Annotated in this window: 17 protein-coding genes; 10 read left to right on the top strand and 7 right to left on the bottom strand. The window is 62.8% G+C overall.

Features of this window, described 5'->3' with window-relative positions; translation table 11 throughout:
- The first annotated feature begins 201 nt into the window (after positions 1 to 201).
- The gene (gene rpe / locus AC1RTB_RS07315) at positions 202 to 876 is read left to right on the top strand and encodes a ribulose-phosphate 3-epimerase (RefSeq protein ID WP_492876093.1); all 675 of its coding nucleotides are present in this window, start codon (positions 202 to 204) and stop codon (positions 874 to 876) included.
- A 238-nt stretch (positions 877 to 1,114) separates the two neighbouring features.
- Here the strand turns inward: rpe and nagA are convergent, their stop codons facing one another.
- From nagA to AC1RTB_RS07295, 4 genes are read right to left on the bottom strand one after another with little or no spacing between them, the layout of a single operon-like run.
- Entirely contained in the window at positions 1,115 to 2,272 is a 1,158-nt protein-coding gene (nagA, locus tag AC1RTB_RS07310; RefSeq protein WP_492876091.1) for an N-acetylglucosamine-6-phosphate deacetylase, read from the bottom strand.
- Positions 2,269 to 3,282 carry an SIS domain-containing protein gene (locus tag AC1RTB_RS07305; RefSeq protein WP_492876361.1) on the bottom strand — a complete coding sequence of 338 codons (1,014 nt, stop codon included), beginning with the start codon at positions 3,280 to 3,282 and terminating at the stop codon, positions 2,269 to 2,271. The genes nagA and AC1RTB_RS07305 overlap by 4 nt, the downstream gene beginning before the upstream one ends.
- 14 nt (positions 3,283 to 3,296) lie before the next feature.
- Positions 3,297 to 4,085: a GntR family transcriptional regulator gene (locus tag AC1RTB_RS07300; protein WP_109575754.1), complete on the bottom strand. Its 789-nt coding sequence runs from the start codon at positions 4,083 to 4,085 to the stop codon at positions 3,297 to 3,299.
- On the bottom strand, positions 4,078 to 4,959 hold the full coding sequence (locus tag AC1RTB_RS07295; RefSeq protein ID WP_492876088.1) for a glucosamine kinase nucleotide-binding domain-containing protein: 882 nt from the start codon (positions 4,957 to 4,959) through the stop codon (positions 4,078 to 4,080). Before AC1RTB_RS07295 ends, AC1RTB_RS07300 begins: the two co-directional genes overlap by 8 nt.
- Positions 4,960 to 5,156: 197 nt before the next feature.
- On the opposite strand from AC1RTB_RS07295, the gene AC1RTB_RS07290 reads away from it, so the two are divergent.
- From AC1RTB_RS07290 to AC1RTB_RS07260, 7 genes are all read left to right on the top strand, one after another.
- Positions 5,157 to 6,071, top strand: coding sequence for an N-acetylmuramic acid 6-phosphate etherase (locus AC1RTB_RS07290; RefSeq protein WP_492876087.1), 915 nt, complete (start codon positions 5,157 to 5,159; stop codon positions 6,069 to 6,071).
- A gap of 33 nt (positions 6,072 to 6,104) precedes the next feature.
- Complete coding sequence (locus AC1RTB_RS07285; protein ID WP_492876085.1) at positions 6,105 to 7,364, top strand: ABC transporter substrate-binding protein; 1,260 nt, start codon at positions 6,105 to 6,107, stop codon at positions 7,362 to 7,364.
- Positions 7,365 to 7,583: 219 nt separating this feature from the next.
- Positions 7,584 to 8,525, top strand: coding sequence for a carbohydrate ABC transporter permease (locus AC1RTB_RS07280; RefSeq protein WP_492876084.1), 942 nt, complete (start codon positions 7,584 to 7,586; stop codon positions 8,523 to 8,525).
- A gap of 7 nt (positions 8,526 to 8,532) precedes the next feature.
- Entirely contained in the window at positions 8,533 to 9,372 is an 840-nt protein-coding gene (locus AC1RTB_RS07275) for a carbohydrate ABC transporter permease (RefSeq protein WP_492876083.1), read from the top strand.
- On the top strand, positions 9,369 to 10,433 hold the full coding sequence (locus AC1RTB_RS07270; RefSeq protein WP_492876082.1) for a Gfo/Idh/MocA family protein: 1,065 nt from the start codon (positions 9,369 to 9,371) through the stop codon (positions 10,431 to 10,433). The genes AC1RTB_RS07275 and AC1RTB_RS07270 overlap by 4 nt, the downstream gene beginning before the upstream one ends.
- Positions 10,434 to 10,449: 16 nt before the next feature.
- The gene (locus AC1RTB_RS07265) at positions 10,450 to 11,448 is read left to right on the top strand and encodes an ABC transporter ATP-binding protein (protein WP_492876080.1); all 999 of its coding nucleotides are present in this window, start codon (positions 10,450 to 10,452) and stop codon (positions 11,446 to 11,448) included.
- A 317-nt stretch (positions 11,449 to 11,765) separates the two neighbouring features.
- The gene (locus AC1RTB_RS07260; protein WP_492876078.1) at positions 11,766 to 12,593 is read left to right on the top strand and encodes a ferredoxin--NADP reductase; all 828 of its coding nucleotides are present in this window, start codon (positions 11,766 to 11,768) and stop codon (positions 12,591 to 12,593) included.
- 81 nt (positions 12,594 to 12,674) lie between these two features.
- Here AC1RTB_RS07260 and AC1RTB_RS07255 read toward each other — a convergent pair whose 3' ends face one another.
- The gene (locus AC1RTB_RS07255) at positions 12,675 to 13,112 is read right to left on the bottom strand and encodes a MarR family winged helix-turn-helix transcriptional regulator (protein ID WP_492876076.1); all 438 of its coding nucleotides are present in this window, start codon (positions 13,110 to 13,112) and stop codon (positions 12,675 to 12,677) included.
- Between the two features lie 248 nt (positions 13,113 to 13,360).
- Here AC1RTB_RS07255 and pncA point away from each other — a divergent pair, with 248 nt between their 5' ends.
- Entirely contained in the window at positions 13,361 to 13,960 is a 600-nt protein-coding gene (pncA, locus tag AC1RTB_RS07250; RefSeq protein ID WP_492876074.1) for a bifunctional nicotinamidase/pyrazinamidase, read from the top strand.
- Positions 13,961 to 13,988: 28 nt separating this feature from the next.
- On the opposite strand, the gene pncB is transcribed toward pncA, so the two are convergent.
- Positions 13,989 to 15,293: a nicotinate phosphoribosyltransferase gene (gene pncB, locus AC1RTB_RS07245; protein ID WP_492876072.1), complete on the bottom strand. Its 1,305-nt coding sequence runs from the start codon at positions 15,291 to 15,293 to the stop codon at positions 13,989 to 13,991.
- Between the two features lie 250 nt (positions 15,294 to 15,543).
- On the opposite strand from pncB, the gene AC1RTB_RS07240 reads away from it, so the two are divergent.
- Positions 15,544 to 16,410 carry a transporter gene (locus AC1RTB_RS07240; RefSeq protein ID WP_492876071.1) on the top strand — a complete coding sequence of 289 codons (867 nt, stop codon included), beginning with the start codon at positions 15,544 to 15,546 and terminating at the stop codon, positions 16,408 to 16,410.
- Positions 16,411 to 16,443: 33 nt separating this feature from the next.
- Here the strand turns inward: AC1RTB_RS07240 and gcvA are convergent, their stop codons facing one another.
- Positions 16,444 to 17,406: a transcriptional regulator GcvA gene (gene gcvA, locus AC1RTB_RS07235; protein ID WP_492876069.1), complete on the bottom strand. Its 963-nt coding sequence runs from the start codon at positions 17,404 to 17,406 to the stop codon at positions 16,444 to 16,446.
- Between the last annotated feature and the right edge of the window lie 63 nt (positions 17,407 to 17,469).

Below are 17,469 nucleotides of genomic sequence, written 5' to 3'. Positions count from 1 at the left end.
GCGCCAGATGATAGTCAGAAAATGTAATCGATTTCAATCGCCATTTTCCAAGGTTTTTCGGAATTTGAACGCACTTTGGAATGATGTGGCTGAGCAACCATTCGCGGTGAAGCTTTCTCCTGCGACGAGGCTTGCGTCTCGACATTGGCGGCGCCGGATATTAGGCAAGCCGCAACATCGCGCTTTCAAAAAGGCCTGAACGTGAGCAACAAGACCCTTATCGCCCCGTCGGTGCTGTCGTCGGACTTCTCCAAACTCGGCGAAGAGGTCGAGGCGATCGTCGCCGCCGGCGCCGACTGGATCCATCTCGACGTCATGGACGGGCATTTCGTCCCCAACATCACCTTTGGCCCGCCAATCATCAAGGCGATCCGCAACCGCACCGACAAGGTGTTCGATTGCCATCTGATGATCACGCCAGCCGACCCTTACCTTGCTGCCTTCGCCGACGCCGGCTGCGACATCATCACTGTCCATGCCGAGGCCGGCCCGCATCTCGACCGCTCGCTGCAGACAATCAGGAACCTCGGCAAGAAGGCCGGCGTGTCGCTCAACCCGTCGACGCCTGAATCGGTGATCGAATATGTGCTCGACCGGCTCGACCTGGTGCTTTTGATGACCGTCAATCCGGGCTTCGGTGGCCAGGCCTTCATCCCGGCCGTCATCGACAAGGTCAAGCGCGTCAAGGCGATGATTGGCAACCGCCCGATCGACATCGAGATCGACGGCGGTGTCACGCCCGAAACCGCGCCGCTGGTCACCGCCGCCGGCGCCAATGTGCTGGTCGCCGGCAATGCCGTGTTCAAGGGCGGGCCTGCGGCCTATGCCGCGAATATCGAGGCGATCAGGGCCGCCGCGGACAAGGCCGCTATCTGAGTCGCAGAGTTGGGGGCGGCGGTCCCCCTCTCCGTCACGGCTTCGCCGTGCCACCTCTCCCCCACTTTGTGGGGGCGAGGACCCTAGTTCTGGACGGCCGCCGATCTTCGTTTGACGTCCCGCGAGGCCTACATGTCGGCTGAGCTGGTGGCGATTGGCGTTTCCTCGCCCCCATGCAGTGGGGGAGAGGTGGCACGGCGAAGCCGTGACGGAGAGGGGGATTTCCCCCGCCCGTAGGCTAAGCCGAAAACACCTTCTTGCCGTCGATCCAGGTGCCCGACACGTCGAGCGCTTCGGTCAACTGCACGGCATTCGCCGCATAGCCCTTGGCCAGCCGTCCGAGGCGATGATCCTGCTTCACGGCTTCGGCCGGATAGAGCGAGGCCATGCGCAGCGCTTCGCCGAGCTCCATGCCGATCTTTTCGTGCATGAAGCGCACCGCCGAGATCATGTCGAGATCAGCACCCGCAAGCGTGCCGTCTTCCAGCGTCAGCCGGCCGTTCTCGCGCTTGATGGTGCGCCCGTTCAGCGTGAACGATGTCATGTCGGTGCCGATGGTCGCCATGGCGTCGGTGACGAGGAAGATGCGCGCCGGGCCGTTCTTGGCCCTGAGCGCGATCGTCATCGTTGCCGGATCGACATGGATGCCGTCGGCGATGAGACCGGCTGAAAGTGTTGCAATGTCGACCGCCGCGCCGGCGAGGCCGGGCTCGCGATTGCCGATCTGGCTCATCGCGTTGAACAGGTGCGTCGCCATCGAGGCACCCGCCTCGGCATATTGCCTTGCCGTGCGGTAGCTCGTGTCGGTGTGGCCGAGGCTGACCACGATGCCGGCGTCCGCCAGCGCCTTGACCTGAGCAGCCGTGACCGATTCCGTCGCCACAGTGGTCAACAGCACCGGCATCGTCGGCCGCGCCGCGATCAGGGCTGCCTCCTCCGCCGCGTCCATCTTGTGGATCAGCTTGGGGTCATGCGCGCCCTTGCGGGCGAGCGACAGATGCGGCCCTTCGAGATGCAGCCCAAGGAAGCCCGGAAGCTTCCTCTTCGCCGCCTCGGCACCGGCGGCGATCGTTGCGCGGGTGTTTTCAGGCGTGTCGGTGATCAGCGTCGGCAGCACTGCCGTGGTGCCGAACGGCATCTGCGCTTTGCAGATGACATCGAGCGTGTCGACACCGGGCTTGTCGTTGAGCATCAACCCACCGCCGCCATTGACCTGAAGGTCGATGAAGCCGGGGGCAACAATGCCGCCCCCATCCGTTACCGCAATACCAGCCGGCATGGCATCGCGCTTGACGATGCCCTCGACCAGCCCCTCTGCGACGATGAGGGCGGCATCTTCATGCCACGCCTCTCCGTCGAAGATGCGTGCCGCACCTATGGCAAAACGATTGGTCATATCGTTTCGGTCACTTTCCTGAGGTTCGGCGGGCTGTCGGGGTCGAGGCCGCGATGGCGGGCGAAAGCCTCGACGAAGCCGTAGAACGAGACGATCAGCGTCAGTGGATCGGTCAGCGGGTGGCCGGTCGCGACATGCGGCAGCACATGCGCCTTCTTGGCCAGGGCCGAGGTGATGTGGATCGCTGCACCACGCGCGGCAAGCCCGTCGGCGGCTTCGGCGATCGAGGGCTCGGAGGCGTCGCGGGCGGCAAGCGCCAGCACCGGGAAGCCCGGCCGCACCAGCGCCAGCGGGCCGTGCATCACTTCAGCCGCACTGTAGGATTCCGCGTGCATGGCGCAGGTTTCCTTGAACTTCAGAGCCGCCTCGTTGGCGATGGCAAACGACGGGCCACGGCCGAGGATGAACAGCGAGTTGGTGTCGTCGGTGAGCGCACCCGCGACGCCCATCCAATCGCATTCGACCGCCCTGGCGAAATGGTCAGGCAGGGCCTCCAGTGCTGCAAGCAGCTTGTCGTCGCCGGTCCAGTGGCCGAGCACGGCAAGGCCGGCGACCGCCGAGTTGACGAATGTCTTGGTCGCGGCCACGCTCTTTTCAGTGCCGGCAAGGATGTCGATGGCGTGATCGGATGCGACCGCCAGCGGCGAGCCGGCAGTGTTGGTCAGCGCAATCGTCAGCGCGCCGCCGGCGCGCGCGCCTTCGGCCATGGCAACGATGTCAGGGCTCTTGCCCGACTGCGAAATGGCGATGCACGCGGAGTCGGCAAGCTTGAGCTTGGCGCCGTAGATCGACGAGATCGACGGGCCGATGGACGCGACGGGAAGTCCGGCGGTCAGCTCGATGGCGTATTTGAGGAAGGAGGCCGCGTGGTCGGATGAGCCCCGTGCCACGGTGGTGATGAAGCGCGGCGCCGCGCTCTTGAGGTGCTGGCCGGTTTCGGCAAGTTCCTTGGCGGAACCTTCGAGCAGGCGCGCTGTGGCTTCGGGAATTTCGACGATTTCGCGCCGCATGTGCGTTGTCGCGTTCAAGCGATGTCTCCTTCTTGCCCGTCCGGGCCGGGTAGCCTTAGTTCGGCGACGAAGTCATAGGCGTCGCCACGATAGATCGACTTGGTGAACTCGATCACCTTGCCGCTGGCAAGGTATGAGATGCGCTCGATCTGCAGGCAGGCGGAACCTGCCGGCACCAAAAGCAGTTTGGCCTCGGCCTCGCCGAGATTGACCGCCGAGATGCGCTGTACGGCACGCACCGGCCGGTGGCCAGTCTTGCCCAGTGCCATATAGAGCGAAGATGTGACTTCACGAGGGTCGGCGAGCACCGAAGCCGAAATTGCCGCGCGCTCGATCGCCAGCGGCGTTTCGTCGGCGATGCGCAGACGGCTCAGCCGCGACACCAGCTCGCTGGCCGACAGTCCAAGCACCATCATCTCGTCGGGCGAGGGCGGGTAGACACCACGGTCGAGCCATTGCGAGCGCGCCGCCATGCCGCGCCGGGCCATGTCTTCGGTGAACGAGGTCAGGCGCGACAGCGATTGCTCGACGCGCTCCATGCGCGGGGCAACGAAGGTGCCCGAGCCGTGGCGCTGCACCAGCACGCCCGACTTGACCAAATCCTGCACCGCCTTGCGCACGGTGACGCGTGAAATGTCGGCCTGGGCTGCGATATCGCGTTCCGAGGGCAGGGCGTCGCCAGGGCCGATCAGTCCGCGCTTGACTGCTTCTTCGATGTTCTTCTTGAGCTGGAGATAGAGCGGCGCGCCACTCTGAGTGACGTCGCGCAGGGCGGCGAAAATGCGTTCGGCGGCATCATCCATGGTCGCCTCCCACCTTGCCGAATCTTTTCGCCGCCATCATCACGGCACCGCCAAGCGCGTCCTGCAATGGCGGATGCATGATCGCGCGATAGCGTTTTGAAAGCAGTGGCGCATAGAGGGCGGCGAGCCCGCCGAGCAGGCAAAGCCGCTGGGTCGGCGACAGGTCGAAAACGGCGAGTGTTTGCTCGACGTCGGAAACCGCGCGCTCGACCAGTTTCTGGCCGACGGCATCGCCTTTCGCGGCGTGTTCGAACACCATCGGTGCGAACGCGCCGTAATCGGCAGGCTTGGCTGCGGTGGTGAATTCAACGATGTCGCTCGGGTTGCCGTTGAAACGCTCAAGCATGATGTCGGTCAGCGCCGAGCCGGCATGGATCTTGTCGTAGACGAGCAGCGTTTCCTGCAACAGGTCGCGCCCGATGCGCGCGCCGCTGCCGAGATCGCCGATCTGAAACCCCCAGCCGCCGATCGGCCTGAGCTGTCCTTGCTGACGAGCGAGATAAACGGTTCCGGTTCCAAGTGCTGCGATGGCGCCGTCATGCGCGCCGAGCGCGCCTTCGAGCGAGATGAGCGAGTCGTTTTCAACGGCGCTGTTTCGGAACGGCAGCATCGCCTCCAGCCGCTGCTTGTAGTCGCCGACATTGGCGCCGGCGAGGCCGAGCACGGCGTCGGTCGAGGCGATCAATGCGGGGTCAAGGCCGGCTTCGATGAATGCCAGGCGGGCGGCTTCGACGATGTTGCCACAGGCGCCGGCAAGGTCGGTGCGGATATTGGCCGGTCCGCCACGCCCGCGACCCAAAATGTCGCCGGTTGCGGTAGCCAGTGCGGCCCGGCAGCCGGTGCCGCCACCATCTATCCCGAGCACAAGATCCACGGCGTTTTCTCCTCGTGGCCGATAATACCAATAAAATACCAATAGCCAAGCTTTAAATTCCGGTGATCGGATCAGAATCCCCATTTGATTGAATTATATGGATTTTTCGACCCGCCTTGCGCTGCAGCAAAGGAATTTGTTAACGCCGCTGGACAAGTGGTATTTTTTTGGTATTGTCGACGTAAGGGAGAGACAGAATGGCGCCAAGGCGTACAGAAGCGGTGCACAAGGATGCCGGGGGCATTGATGCCCAGGCGCCCGATTCCGTTCTCCGCCTGCTTGCGGATGCGCAGATCGAAGCTGCCCGCACTGTCCACGCCGCCATCCCCGAAATCGCTCAAGCCGCCGCAAAAATCGCTGCCTGCCTCGCTGGCGGCGGTCGTCTTGTCTACGCCGCCGCGGGCAGTTCCGGCCTGATGGCGCTGGCCGATGCGCTTGAGCTTCCCGGCACGTTCGGCATTCCGCGTGAACGCGTGTTCATCTTGCTTGCTGGTGGCACCGAGGCGCTGGTCAATCTGGCTGGCGGCCCTGAAGACGATGCCGGCCAGGCTGCGCGCGATGTCGCCGCGACCGGCCTTGATGCCGGCGACTGCCTGATTGCCATTTCGGCCAGCGGCTCGACGCCTTATGCGATGGGCGCGCTCGAAGAGGCCAGGCGCCGTGGTGCTGCGACCATCGCCTTCGCCAACAATGCAGGCGCGCCGATGTTTGGCCTCGCCGAGATTTCCGTGCTGCTGGCGACGCCGCCGGAAGTCGTTGCCGGCTCGACCCGCATGGGGGCCGGCACGGCGCAGAAGATCGCCCTCAACATGATGTCGACGCTTGCCGCGATCCATCTCGGTCATGTCCATGACGGCTACATGGTCAACCTCCATGCCGACAATCTCAAGCTGCACGAGCGCGCCGCGCGCATCGTTTCGGCGATTGCCGGCTGCGACACAGCCACAGCCGCAAGCCTGCTCGAAAAGAGCGGCGGTTCGGTCAAGGTGGCGATCCTTTTGGCCTCCGGGGCGACAAGCCCCGAGGCAGCAAACCAACTTCTTGAAGGTGCGGGCCAACGGCTCAGGTCCGCACTTTCGAAGCTCGAGGGGAGCAGAGGCTCTCATCAGTAGAGGCCCGAGAGAAACTAAACAGGGAGAATGGAAATGAAACACAGGTTGCTTACTGGACTTCTGATGGCGTCCAGCATTCTCGGCACTGCCGGGATCGCGCTCGCCCAGGATAAGACGCTGACCATCGAGAGCTGGCGTAACGACGACCTTGCCATCTGGCAGGAAAAGCTGATCCCGGCCTTCGAAAAAGCCAATCCGGGCATCAAGGTGGTGTTCTCGCCGACGGCTCCGACCGAGTACAACGCCTCGCTCAACGCCAAGCTCGACGCTGGCTCGGCTGGTGATCTGATCACCTGCCGTCCGTTCGACGCCTCGCTCGAGCTCTACAAGAAGGGCCAGCTCGCCGATCTGACCAGCCTTGCCGGCATGGAGAACTTCTCCGATGTCGCCAAGTCCGCCTGGCAGACCGACGATGGCAAGGCGAGCTTCTGCGTGCCGATGGCCTCCGTCATCCACGGCTTCATCTACAACAAGGACGCCTTCGAAAAGCTCGGCATCGCCGTGCCGGCGACCGAAGAAGAGTTCTTCGCAGCGCTTGAAAAGATCAAGGCGGACGGAACCTTCATCCCGATGGCCATGGGCACCAAGGATCTCTGGGAAGCCGCGACCATGGGCTACCAGAACATCGGCCCGAACTACTGGAAAGGTGAAGAAGGCCGTCTGGCGCTGATGAAGGGCGAGCAGAAGCTGACCGATCCGCAGTGGGTTGCGCCTTTTGCGACGCTCGCCAAGTGGAAGCCTTATCTCGGCGACGGTTTCGAAGCCCAGACCTATCCGGACAGCCAGAACCTCTTCACGCTCGGCCGCGCCGCCATCTACCCGGCCGGCTCGTGGGAGATCTCGACCTTCAACACCCAGGCTCAGTTCAAGATGGGTGCCTTCCCGCCGCCGGTCCAGAAGGCTGGCGACACCTGCTACATCTCCGACCACAACGACATCGGCATTGGCCTCAACGCCAAGAGCCCGAACGCCGATGCCGCCAAGACCTTCCTGACCTGGGTGGCTTCGCCTGACTTCGCGACCATCTATGCCAACGCGCTGCCGGGCTTCTTCAGCCTGAATTCGGCTGCGGTGAAGATGGAAGATCCGCTGGCACAGGAGTTCGTCTCCTGGCGCGAGAAGTGCAAGCCGACGATCCGCTCGACCTATCAGGTTCTGTCGCGCGGCACGCCGAACCTCGAAAACGAGACCTGGGTCAAGTCGGCCAACGTCATCAACGGCACCGAGACCCCGGAAGCCGCTGCTGCCGAGCTGCAGAAGGGCCTCGACAGCTGGTTCAAGCCGGCTAAGTAAGATGCGGCGGGCTTGATGCTCGCTCAGGAGGGCGCCGCCTCGGCGGCGCTCTCGATCCCCTCACGATTTCGAACCTCGCGGAATCGAAATGAGGGGTTGAATATTAGCGCCCGAAGATGCGCTACTGTTTCCAATTGCCAGCCGGCTGGAAGCGCCGCAGAGGTCCATCCTCGCAAGTCAGATCAACGGCCCAGAACGGGCCGGGCCAGGGAATTTGAGATGTCGGAGCAAAGCCTAGAGCATAGCCAAGACAAGAGACCGACGCGCTGGCACATCGCCGTTTTCCTGGCGCCGGCACTCCTGGTCTACACCGCGGTGATGATCCTGCCGCTGTTCGGGACGCTGCAGCTGTCGCTGTTCCGCAACATCGACAACGCGCAGGTGTTCTCCGGCTTCGACAATTTCCGCACGCTGTTTGGCGATCCGCGCTGGGCGGCGTCGTTCTGGAACGCGCTCGGCAACAACACCTGGTTCTTCATCATCCACATGCTGGTGCAGAACCCGATCGGCGTCGTGCTCGCGGCACTTCTGTCGAGCCCCAAGCTGCGCTTTTCCGCCTTCTACCGCACGGCGATCTTCATCCCCACCATCTTGTCCTTCGTCATCGTCGGTTTCGCCTGGAAGCTGATCCTGAGCCCGCTCTGGGGCGTCGCGCCCAACCTGCTCGATCTCGTTGGTCTCAAGAGCGTGTTCGTGCCGTGGCTCGGCAAGGAAGAATACGCGCTGACAACGCTCGGCCTGATTTCGGTGTGGCAGTTCGTCGGCATCCCGATGATGCTGATCTACGCCGCCATGCTGTCGATCCCCGACGAGGTGATCGAAGCGGCCGAATGCGACGGCGTCACCGGCTTCTCGCAGTTCTGGAAGATCAAGCTGCCGCTGATCCTGCCCTCCATCGGCATCATCTCGATCCTCACCTTCGTCGGCAACTTCAACGCCTTCGACCTGATCTATTCGGCGCAAGGCGCGCTCGCCGGCCCCAATTACGCCACCGACATCCTGGGCACCTTCCTCTACCGCACCTTCTTCGGCTTCCAGCTGCAGATCGGCGACCCCAACATGGGTGCCACCATCGCCTCGATGATGTTCTTCATCATCCTCGGCGGCGTGTGCCTCTATCTGTTCCTTATCCAGCGGCGGCTGCGCCGCTACCAGTTCTGAGGGCGTCATGAGCAAGGCTGCCACATCCCTGCCACGCAGCATCGGCGCACATGCGGTGCTGCTGACCTACACTGTCATCGCGCTGTTTCCGGTGCTGGTCATCGTCGTCAACTCGTTCAAGTCGCGCGCCGCCATCTTCCGCTCGCCCTTGTCGCTGCCGACTACCGAAACCTTCGACCTCATCGGCTACAGGACGGTGATGGCGCAGGGCGATTTCATCCAGTATTTCCAAAACAGCCTGATCGTCACCGTCGCCTCGCTGTTCTTCGTGCTTTTGTTTGGCGCCATGGCCGCGTTCGCGCTGTCGGAATACCGCTTCAAGGGCAACACGATGATGGGCCTGTATCTGGCCCTTGGCATCATGATCCCGATCCGCCTTGGCACGGTCGCCATCCTGCAGCTGATGGTGGCATCCGGGCTGGTCAACACGCGGACAGCGCTGGTGCTGGTCTACACCGCACAAGGCCTGCCGCTTGCCGTCTTCATCCTGTCCGAATTCATGAAGCAGGTGTCGGATGATCTGAAGAACGCCGGGCGCATTGACGGGCTCTCAGAATACCGCATCTTCTTCCGCCTGGTGCTGCCGCTGATCCGCCCGGCCATGGCAACTGTCGCCGTCTTCACCATGATCCCGATCTGGAACGATCTGTGGTTCCCGCTGATCCTGGCGCCGTCGGAAGCGACCAAGACCGTCACCCTTGGCGCCCAGGTCTTCATCGGCCAGTTCGTCACCAACTGGAACGCCGTGCTGGCAGCGCTCTCGCTCGCCATCCTGCCGGTGCTGGTCCTCTACTTCTTCTTCTCGCGGCAATTGATCCGCGGCATCACTTCCGGAGCCGTCAAGTGACTACACAAAAGCCCCTTCGCGTCGTCGTCGCCGGCCTCGGCAATATGGGCCGCAGCCATGCGCTCGCCTATCACAACAACCCCGGCTTCGAGATCGCCGCACTCGTCAACCGTTCGGACGTGCCGCTGCCGGCGGGGATGGAAGGCTACACGATCCAGCGTTCGTTCGAGGATGCGATCCGCGAGTTGAAGCCCGACGTCGCCTCGATCAACACCTATTCCGACAGCCATGCCGACTATGCCGTCATGGCGCTCGAGGCCGGTTGTCACGTCTTCCTGGAAAAGCCGTTGGCAACCACTGTCGCCGATGCGGAACGTGTCGTGGCATGCGCCAAGGCCAATGGCCGCAAGCTGGTCATCGGCTACATCCTGCGCCATCACCCCTCGTGGATGCGCATGATCGCCGAGGCGCGCGCGCTGGGTGGTCCTTACGTTTTCCGCATGAACCTCAACCAGCAGTCTTCCGGCCACAAGTGGGACACCCACAAGCAGCTGATGAAGACGACCTCGCCGATCGTCGACTGCGGCGTGCATTATCTCGACGTCATGTGCCAGATCACCGACGCCGATCCGGTCGAGGTGCGCGGCATGGGCCTGCGCATGACCGATGAGATCGATCCGGCGATGTACAATTACGGCCATCTCCAGGTGCTGTTCGCCGACGGTTCGGTCGGCTGGTACGAAGCCGGCTGGGGCCCGATGATGTCGGAGACCGCCTTCTTCGTGAAGGACGTCATTTCGCCCAAGGGCAGCGTGTCGATCGTCGTCAACGAAGCCACGACCAAGTCGGACGATGTCGATTCCCACACCAAGACCAGCATGATCCGCGTCCATCGCGCCGATCTCGGCGCCGACGGCCATTTCCTGCGCACCGACGAGGATCTGTCGATGAAGGACGAGCCCGGCCATCAGGGCCTCTGCGACCGCGAGCAGGCATTTGTGCTCAAGGCCATCCGCGAGGACATCAACCTCACCCGTCACATGGATGACGCCGTCAAATCATTGCGCGTATGCCTGGCAGCCGACGAAAGCGTCCGCACCGGCCTCGCCGTCAAGCTTTAAAGAGAGGGAATAGCCTGTGGGATCTCTCAAGATCGAAAACGTCAAGAAGTCCTTCGGCCCGGTCGACGTGCTGAAAGGCATCGACCTCGAGGTCAAGGACGGCGAGTTCGTCGTTTTTGTCGGCCCGTCGGGCTGCGGAAAGTCGACGTTGCTGCGCATCATCGCCGGGCTTGAGGATGCAACGTCCGGCGACGTGCTGATCGACGGTCTAAGGGTCACCAACGCGCCGCCCTCCAAGCGCGGCATCGCCATGGTGTTCCAGACCTACGCGCTTTATCCGCACCTCACCGTGCGCGACAATATGAGCCTCGGCCTCAAGCAGGCGGGAACGCCGACCGCCGAGATCGACCAGCGCATCGCAGCGTCCTCGGCAATGCTGTCGCTCGAGCCCTACCTCAAGCGCCGCCCGGCCGAACTGTCCGGCGGCCAGCGCCAGCGTGTCGCCATCGGCCGCGCTCTTGTGCGCGAGCCAAAACTGTTCCTGTTCGACGAGCCGCTGTCGAACCTTGACGCTGCGCTGCGCGTCAACACGCGCCTGGAGATCGCCCAGCTGCACCACCGGTTGAAGGCGACGATGGTCTACGTCACCCACGACCAGGTCGAGGCGATGACGCTCGCCGACCGCATCGTCGTGCTCAATGCCGGCCGTGTCGAGCAGGTCGGCGCGCCGATGGAACTCTACAACAAGCCGGCTAATCTTTTCGTCGCCGGCTTCATCGGCTCGCCCAAGATGAACTTCATCGACGGTGCCCGCCTTGGCGAAACCGCCAAGACCATCGGCGTTCGCCCCGAGCACATCCTGGTCAGCGATACCGCGGGCGCCTGGAAGGGCACTGTCATCCACGCCGAGCATCTTGGCGCCGACACCAATGTGTTTTTGGAAACCGAAAAAGCCGGCCTCATCACCATCCGCCTGTTTGGCGAATACCAGACCGGCCCCGGCGCCACGCTTTACGCCACGCCCGACGCGGCACGCACCTACCGCTTTGACGCCGATGGCAAGGCGATGGGCTGACACCAACAGCCGTCATCCCGGAAACCGGAGCGAAGCGAAGGTTATCCGGGCCAGCCCGCGCCAGCCGGCGCAGGTCCCGCTACGTCGATGCGCGATGGCATTTCCCGCCATTGCGGGAATTTTCTCGTCCATCGACCAATCCCGAAAAGCCCGGACTACGATCATGTGCCAGTTTAGAAAGGCGTTTTAGGCCACAATCTTGACGTTGAGATCATATGCATACTAATTAAAGGGCTGAACAAGGCTCCACACTTTGCCTGTATTTCCGCAGCGCGCCGGTCGAAAACGCCGCTCGCGCCTGGCGAGAGGTTTGATCGATGAACACCGCAGCAGCGCTGAAGACGGTCGACGCAAAGCCGCTTCAGTTCCCTATCCCTGCCAATGTCTATGCTGAAACGGTGGTTTCGGTGAAGCATTACACCGATCGCCTGTTTGCCTTCCGCATCACCCGGCCACAGTCGCTGCGCTTCCGCTCGGGCGAGTTCGTCATGATCGGCCTGCCCAATGCCGAAAAGCCGGTCTTCCGCGCCTATTCGGTGGCGAGCCCGTCCTGGGACGACGAGCTTGAATTCTTCTCGATCAAGGTGCCGGATGGCCCGCTGACCTCGGAGCTGCAGAAGATCGAGCCGGGCGACACCGTACTGATGCGCCAGAAATCGACCGGCACGCTGGTGCTCGACGCGCTGACCCCCGGCAAGCGCCTGTTCATGATCTCGACCGGCACCGGCATCGCGCCCTTCGCCAGCCTGCTGCGCGATCCCGACACCTATGAGCGCTACGAACATGTCGTGCTGACCCACACCTGCCGCGACGTCGCCGAGCTGGCCTATGGCCAGGAACTTGTCGCCAATCTCGAAAACGATCCGCTGATCGGCGAACTGACCCATGGCCGCGTCACGCTGTACAACTCGACGACACAAGAAGAGTCCGAGCGCATGGGCCGCATCACAGCGCTCATCTCGTCGGGCCAGTTCTATTCCGATCTCGGCATCGAAAAGCTTGATCCTGAAACCGACCGCATCATGATCTGCGGCTCGATGCACATGCTCAAGGACGTCAAGGAACTGGCCGAAAGCCTCGGCTTCGTCGAAGGCTCGCTCAATGAGCCGGGCACCTTCGTCGTCGAGCGCGCTTTCGTCGGCTGACATTAGGGCAGTACGGCAATAGGGCAGTAGGGCAGTTTTGGCCGTTCCTTTACTGCCTTATTGCCCTAATCCCCTACTGCCCTAACCACCAATCTTCACCAGCAGCTCCAGCAACGTCGCCGCATCCTTCGATGACAGCGGCGACAGCGTCTCCTCGGTGACTGTCCGCGCCAGTGGCACAAGCTCTTCCACCACGCGCCGGCCCTCGTCGGTCAGGCGCACCATCAAGCGCCGCTTGTCGACGTCATGCTTTGCCATCTGCACCAGGCCGCGCGCATGCAGCCTGTCGATCACGCCCTTGACGGTCGCGGCATCCATGGCGACCAGCTGGCCAAGCTGGTTCTGCGAGGTTTCGCCGACATCGTGCAACTTGGCCAGTGCCGCGAATTGCGGCGGCGTCAGGTCGCCGATATGGGCGGCGAAGATCGCGACATGGCGCTGATGTGCCTTGCGCAGGATGAAGCCGATCTGTTCCTGCAAATGGAAGCCGCCGTCGGGCGAGCCGCTGTGCCCGTTCATCGCAGGCCTTCCCGGGGCCTGATATCTTCGGTCTTCGGCGTCTTGGGTTTCGCGCAACGGGACACGCAATGCCTCCCGGCTTGTCACCGGACAAAATCATTCGCATTCAAATGATAGTCCGCTGCGGCCTTTTGTCAAAGCCTGGCCTCGCGTCGCGCGAAGCCAGGTCTTGGCCAAGTTGAAGGTTGACGCGCGCTGCCATCTGACCCAGTTTCGGCGGCCCGAGAAACCAGCCTGATGGAGGCTCCATGGCCACCGACGCGCTCATCGTTGTCGACCTGCAGAACGACTTTTGCCCCGGCGGCGCGCTTGCCGTGTCGGGCGGCGACGAGATCATTCCACTGGTCAACGACCTCATACGCAACACCGAACACGTCCTGCTGACCCAGGACTGGCATCCGGCCGGCCATTCGAGTTTTGCCTCCAGCCATCAGGGCAAGCAGCCGTTTGAAAGCATCGACATGCCCTACGGCACCCAGACGCTGTGGCCGGACCACTGCATCCAGGGCAGCCGCGGCGCCGACTTCCATTCCGGCCTCGCCTGGGCCAAGGCCGAGCTTGTGGTGCGCAAGGGTTTTCGTTCCGGCATCGACAGCTATTCGGCCTTTTTCGAAAACGACCGCCTCACGCCGACCGGTCTTGCCGGCTATCTGCGCGAGCGCGGCATGGACGAAATCACGCTGGTTGGGCTGGCCACTGATTTCTGCGTTGCCTATTCGGCGCTCGACGCGGTCAAGCATGGTTTTGCAACCACAGTCCGGCTCGACGCCTGCCGCGCCATCGACCTCGGCGGGTCGCTGGACGTCATGATCGGCAAGATGCGCGACGCAGGCGTGACGCTGGTCTGAACGGCGAAAATACTATTTCCGAACCGGCCTACACCTTCACCAACTGCTCGACGCGGTCCTTTTCGCCGAAGATGCGGAGGTAACGGGCGATCTCTTTTTTGTCGCCGGTGGCCTTGGCCGGGTTGTCCGACAGCTTGACCGCCGGGCGGCCGTTGGCTTCGGTGACCTTGCAGACCAGCGAAATGGCGTTGAGCCGATCGGTTTCGACAGGCGCGCAGCCCTCGAAGTCGTTGGTCAAATTGGTGCCCCAGCCAAAGGACATGCGCACCTTGCCCTCGAAGTGCCGGTAGGTTTCGATGATGGTGTCGACGTCGAGCCCGTCGGAGAAGATCAAAAGCTTCGAGCGCGGGTCCTGGCCCCTTTCGCGCCACCACTCGATGATGCGCTCGCCGCCTTCGATCGGTGGGGCGCTGTCGGGGCGGAAGCCGGTCCAGTCGGCGACCCAGTCGGGCGCGTCGCGCAGGAAGGCGGCGGTACCGAAGGCGTCGGGCAAGACGATCAAAAGGTTGCCGCCATAATAGCGCTGCCAGTCGCGCAGCACCTTGTAGGGCGACTGCTTGAGTTCGTCTTGGCTGTTGGCGAGCGCGGCATAGACCATTGGCAGCTCATGGGCGTTGGTGCCGAGCGCTTCGAGGTCGGTGTCCATGGCCAGAAGCACGTTGGACGTGCCGGTAAAGGCCTCGCCGATGCCTTCCTTGAGCGCTTCGACGCACCAGCGCTGCCACAGGAACGAATGCCTGCGGCGCGTGCCGAAATCCGAGATCTTGATGTCGGGCAGCAACTTCAGCCGCTCGGTCTTGTCCCACATCTTGGACTTGGCGCGGGCATAAAGCACGTCGAGGGCGAAGGGACCGAAGGCCTTCATCACCGAGCGCGAGCGCAGCTCGTTGATGATGGCAAGTGCGGGGATCTCCCACATCGAGGTGTACATCCACGGGCCGGCGAAGGTCAGCTCATACTGGCCGTCGCGCTTTTCGAGTTCATAGGGCGGCAGCTGGAAATTCTCGAGCCAGGCGAGGAATTCCGGCTCGAAAATCTGCTTGCGGCCGTAGAAATTGTTACCGCCGAGCCAGATCATCTCCTTTTTGGAGAAGCGCAGGGTGCGCGCATGGTCGAGCTGTTCGCGCAATTCGCCCTCGTCGATTTCCTCGGCGAGCTTGACCGAAGTCGCGCGGTTGATCAGCGAGAAGGTGGCGTCGACCTTGGGGTGCATGCCCCAGATCATCTGCAGCATCAAAAGCTTGTAGAAGTCCGTGTCGAGCAGCGACCGCACGATCGGATCGAGCTTCCAGGTGTGGTTGTACACCCGCCGTGCAATGTCGGTCCTGGCCATGCCGCTTCATTCCTCCTTGGCGCGTCCGCCCTGTCGAGCAGGTAGGGACCGCGACCTCGTTGACAGCTTTGAGATATAGCGCGCGGGCGATCAAGCTGCAGACGAGAAAAAAGCAACCCTGGCCTCATAGGTTGCACAGGCTGAAAGAGTGGCCAGATGCCCTTGCTTGGCGCCACGCAGGCAGGGCGCGCGGTTTGACTTACCGCGGCGCACTATCCCATATTGGCGGCAACGGGAGACTTTCGGCTTTATGGAAATGAATCAAGGCGTAACCGGCGAACTCAGTCGCCGCGCGGGCGGTGGTCTTGCGCCTCGGCTGATTTCCCTGCAGGTCGCAGGCGCTTTCCTTTTGCTGGCAGCGGTTGATGCGTCGGCCGCCGACGATGCCGACGAACTGGCGCGGAAAGTCTCAAACCCAGCCTCCTTCATGATCAGCGTCCCCGTCCACGCCGATTTCGACTTCGGGCGCTGGCCGCAAGGCAATGTCTATTCCTACTCGCTGGACATAGAGCCGGTCATACCGTTTGCGATCAACGACGACTGGAACATGATTTCGCATACCGATTTTCCTGTCGCCTACAGCGATCCGGCCGGGCTCAAGGAAGGGCGCTTCGGCCTTGGCGACATCAGTCAGAATTTTTCCCTGACCCCAAGCACGCACGGCCCGTTGGTCTGGGCGGTGGGGCCGCAGATATCGTTTCCCACCGCCACCGAAGATGAGCTCGGTTCAGGCAAGCTGTCGCTTGGCCCGTCCGGCCTTCTCCTTTTGCAATCGCAATCCATAACGATGGGCGTTTCGGCAAGCCATATGTGGTCGGTGCTCGGCGACGGCGACCGGCCGAGCGTGAGTGCGAGCGAAGTGCAGCCCTTCATTGCCTGGCATATCGGCGGCGGAAGGACGCTTTCGGCGAACCTCGATGCCTCCTATGACTGGACGGGCGACATTTGGAACCTGCCGGTTTCGGCCTCCGTCTCGCAGATCGTCAAGCTCGGTGAGCAGACGGTCAGCCTTTCGGTGGGCGCGAAATACTGGCTGGAAGGGCCAGATCTCGGTCCGAAATGGGGCATTAAAACCGGGATAACCTTCCTGTTTCCCCAGTCTGCCCCCGGGACCTGACGGTCTCGTTAGAGCGCCATACGTTGGCGCGCATCATGCTGGCTGCGGCGTCTTGGTGGAGCGTCTCTTGCGGATGCTGATCTGGCCGGTGACGGCCTGCTCCGTGCGAGCGGCGAGGTCTTCGCGCTCGGCAAACAGCCAGTCGATGAAAACCTGCGCGATGGGCGCGCATTTCACCTCGTTGCGGCAGACGACATAGAAGGCGTCGATCGCCGGCACCGACAGGTTGAACGGCGTGACCAGCTGGCCCTTGGCGAGCAGGCTGGAGGCCGTCACATTGTCGCCGAGCGCCAGGCCATGGCCGTGCACCGCAGCCTCCGTGGTCAGGCTCGCGCCCGACATGCGGTGCTGCTGTGCCGGCTTGATGTCGAGCGCGTCGGCGGCGGCCAGCCAGGTGTGCCACTCGCGGCCGTCGTCGGCATGCAACAGCACATGGTCGGCAATGTCGCGCACGCTGCGGATCGGCCGGTTGTTGATGAGCGTCGGGCTGACCACCGGAAACAGCTCCGGGGTCGACCATTTCTTCAGCCAGCAATCGGTCCAGCTGCCGTCGCCATAGAGCACGCAGACATCGACATCGGGCGCGTGGATGTCGCGCGGGTCGTTGGATGCGTTGAGACTGATGCTGATGCCGGGATATTGCGAGGTGAAGCCGCCGAGCCGTGGGATGAGCCAAAGCGCCAGAAGCGCTGGAACGCAACTGACGGTGAGCTTTCCCGAACTGGTTGGCCGCGTCATGCGCGCGGTTGCCGCCGCAATGCTTTCGAAGGCACCCGATACGGCGGGCAACAGCTCGGCGCCTTGGGGCGTGAGCTTGAGGCGCGCGCCGCTGCGTTCCAGAAGCTTGACTTTCAAGGTGGCTTCAAGCGCCCGGATCTGGTGGCTGATCGCGCCATGGGTGACGTTGAGTTCGACCGCCGCCTTGGTCAGCGAGCCATGGCGGGCGGTTGCCTCGAAGGCGCGCAGCGGGTTCAGCGGGGGCAGGCGCCTGGACATCAAAATCTCCACGGCAAGGGCCGTTCACTGTGAGAAATTCTCACAGCTAAGACCTTAACATTA

The sequence above is a fragment of the Aminobacter sp. GW821-FHT11F06 genome (assembly GCF_058808215.1).
The sequence above is the reverse complement of the archived record's forward strand: the minus strand, read 5'-3'. Positions and strand labels throughout refer to the sequence as shown.

Coding starts and splice junctions, on each gene's coding strand:
- nagA (WP_492876091.1), bottom strand. CDS start 2,272: ATGACCAATCGTTTTGCCATAGGTGCGGCACGCATCTTCGACGGAGAG.
- AC1RTB_RS07305 (WP_492876361.1), bottom strand. CDS start 3,282: ATGCGGCGCGAAATCGTCGAAATTCCCGAAGCCACAGCGCGCCTGCTC.
- AC1RTB_RS07300 (WP_109575754.1), bottom strand. CDS start 4,085: ATGGATGATGCCGCCGAACGCATTTTCGCCGCCCTGCGCGACGTCACT.
- AC1RTB_RS07290 (WP_492876087.1), top strand. CDS start 5,157: ATGGCGCCAAGGCGTACAGAAGCGGTGCACAAGGATGCCGGGGGCATT.
- AC1RTB_RS07285 (WP_492876085.1), top strand. CDS start 6,105: ATGAAACACAGGTTGCTTACTGGACTTCTGATGGCGTCCAGCATTCTC.
- AC1RTB_RS07280 (WP_492876084.1), top strand. CDS start 7,584: ATGTCGGAGCAAAGCCTAGAGCATAGCCAAGACAAGAGACCGACGCGC.
- AC1RTB_RS07275 (WP_492876083.1), top strand. CDS start 8,533: ATGAGCAAGGCTGCCACATCCCTGCCACGCAGCATCGGCGCACATGCG.
- AC1RTB_RS07260 (WP_492876078.1), top strand. CDS start 11,766: ATGAACACCGCAGCAGCGCTGAAGACGGTCGACGCAAAGCCGCTTCAG.
- AC1RTB_RS07255 (WP_492876076.1), bottom strand. CDS start 13,112: ATGAACGGGCACAGCGGCTCGCCCGACGGCGGCTTCCATTTGCAGGAA.
- pncA (WP_492876074.1), top strand. CDS start 13,361: ATGGCCACCGACGCGCTCATCGTTGTCGACCTGCAGAACGACTTTTGC.
- pncB (WP_492876072.1), bottom strand. CDS start 15,293: ATGGCCAGGACCGACATTGCACGGCGGGTGTACAACCACACCTGGAAG.
- AC1RTB_RS07240 (WP_492876071.1), top strand. CDS start 15,544: ATGGAAATGAATCAAGGCGTAACCGGCGAACTCAGTCGCCGCGCGGGC.
- gcvA (WP_492876069.1), bottom strand. CDS start 17,406: ATGTCCAGGCGCCTGCCCCCGCTGAACCCGCTGCGCGCCTTCGAGGCA.